General features: G+C 68.6%; 3 protein-coding genes. 2 read left to right on the plus strand and 1 reads right to left on the minus strand.

The features are described 5' to 3' along the window. Window position 1 precedes the first annotated feature (1 nt). Window positions 2–181, minus strand: coding sequence for a hypothetical protein (locus tag ACIKT0_RS17560; RefSeq protein WP_407106633.1), 180 nt, complete (start codon window positions 179–181; stop codon window positions 2–4). Here ACIKT0_RS17560 and ACIKT0_RS17565 point away from each other — a divergent pair. After that, a complete protein-coding gene (locus ACIKT0_RS17565) occupies window positions 180–743 on the plus strand; it encodes a 2-keto-4-pentenoate hydratase (RefSeq protein ID WP_407106634.1) in 564 nt (187 codons plus the stop codon). The two genes, ACIKT0_RS17560 and ACIKT0_RS17565, sit on opposite strands and share 2 nt — an antisense overlap. A 252-nt stretch (window positions 744–995) precedes the next feature. Next, on the plus strand, window positions 996–1,941 hold a 946-nt coding region (locus tag ACIKT0_RS17570), incomplete at its 3' end, for a hypothetical protein (protein ID WP_407106635.1).

Here is a 1,941-nt window from a genome sequence, read left to right on the forward strand (position 1 = left end):
CTCAGGCGAGCCGGTCCAACGCGCCGCGATCGACGAACAGCGTTCCAAGCACGAGGTCGTGCAGCAACTGCTTGCGACGCGTGAAGAGGCCGACGGCGATCCACGAGGCGGTCGTGGCCAGCCTCGGGCCGGTCGTCGCCTGGAAGACCGGGGCGCCGACGCCGGAGGCCGAGCCCGGCATGGGGCTGATCACGGCCGACACGGTGCGGCCCAGCCCGGCGGTCGTGCCGGCGAACACGTTCCTCCTCGGCGCCGTGGAGGCGGAGATCGCCGTCACCCTCGGGCGCGACCTCGGGCCCCGCGCGGAACCCTATTCGCCCGAGGAGGTGCTGGACGCGGTCCGGACCTGGCATGCCGCCATCGAGGTTCTCGACACCGCCTTCGCGGACTGGGCGGCGACGCCTGCGGTCTGGCGGATCGCCGACCGGCAGAGTCACGGCCTGCTCGTGCTCGGCGCGGGCGTGGCCGAGCGGCCGAGCATCCCGCTCGCCCGCCTGCCGGTCGTCCTGACCATCGACGGCGAGACCGCGTTCTCCCATGAGGGCGGCAACACCGGGGGAGACCCTGTGCGCCTGCTCACCCATCTGGCCAATGCCCGGCGCGGAGCCGGTCGGCCCCTGTTGGCGGGCGACGTGGTCACGACCGGGTCGACGACGCCGTTTCTGCGGGTGACCCCGGGTCAGCGCGTGCGGGCGATATTCGAGGGCCTGCCCGAAGCCGAGTTGACCATCTCGCCCGCGTAAGGGCGCCGAGCGGACTATGTTACCGTTCTGAATGAATATTCATGGAACTGCTGCGGCGCATGAACGTTTAGTTGCGCCGCAATACCTGCGGGCGGCGGAACGCGCTGGTTGTCCCTCAAATAGCGTCCGTCGATGGCCTTTGAGATCACAGGTCATTGACCCGCCATCTTCCCCCGTTATTTGGCCTCCCTTGGGGTGAGGCGGCGCGCCAGTCCCGGACGGGCGCGCGATCTAGACGAAGCAAGGATTATCATGAAGACGACGAGGATTCTTCTGCTCGCCGGCACGGTGCTGCCGGCCGTCGCTCTCGCCGCTCCCAGTTTTGCGCAGACCGCGACCTCAGGCGCTCCTATCGTCCTCGCGCAGGGACTGAATCCGGAAGCAGGTGGCGGCGATAGTGACCGCAAGAGCCGCAGATCAGAAGAGGGCGCGTCCGACCGAGGCCAGAGGTCGAAGCCGGATCGTGGCGACAGCGGGGACAGCGGCGAGCGCCCGTCCAAGCGGAAGGAGTCGCAGGACGACTCTATGCGCGAGATGCGCCAGCCGAAGGCGGACTCGTCGGACTCCCGCAGCGAGCGCAAGAAGAGCGATCCGGAGCAGCGCCAGAGCGACAAGCCAAGCCGTGAAAAGCGGGATCTGTTAGGCCCCGACCGGGCCGCGGGCGACGCCGGCGACAAGTCCGATGCGCGCGAGAAGAAGCAGCGCGCCAAGGAGAGCGGCGACGCGAAGGGCGCGAGCGACGCCGGCACGTCCGGCGACTCCAAGAACCAGAACATTTTCGACCGCAAGGAGCGTTCTGCGGAGCCGCGCGACAAGTCCAAGGATAAGAAGGACGCTGAAAGCTCGGACCGTGACTCCAAGGACCGGAAAGACCGGCTCGAGGACCTCCGGGGCGACTCCAAGGACAAGGCTGGTGCCGAAAAGTCGAGCCCGGACGCCGGCGACCGCAAGGACCGTCTTCAGGAACTGCGCGACAAGCGGGACGATCGCGGCTCGGACAAGGAGCGCGACCGGTCCGACGCGCGAGACAAGGACAAAGACAAAGACAAAGACAAGGACAAGGAGCGGGATCGCGACCAGCAGGGCGACCGTCGCGACCGCCTGCAGGATCTTCGGAATGACCGCGACCGCGACCGCGGCGACCGTCCCGGCGCGCGCGACGACCGTGATCGGCCAGGCGATCGCGACGCGCGCGACC

It is taken from the genome of Hansschlegelia beijingensis (assembly GCF_045505405.1).
In the GTDB taxonomy this organism is placed as follows: Bacteria; Pseudomonadota; Alphaproteobacteria; order Rhizobiales; family Methylopilaceae; genus Methylopila; species Methylopila beijingensis_A.

Excerpts from the sequence above, each read along its gene's own strand:
- ACIKT0_RS17565 (WP_407106634.1), top strand. The coding sequence starts at position 180 with ATGGGGCTGATCACGGCCGACACGGTGCGGCCCAGCCCGGCGGTCGTG.
- ACIKT0_RS17560 (WP_407106633.1), bottom strand. The coding sequence starts at position 181 with ATGCCGGGCTCGGCCTCCGGCGTCGGCGCCCCGGTCTTCCAGGCGACG.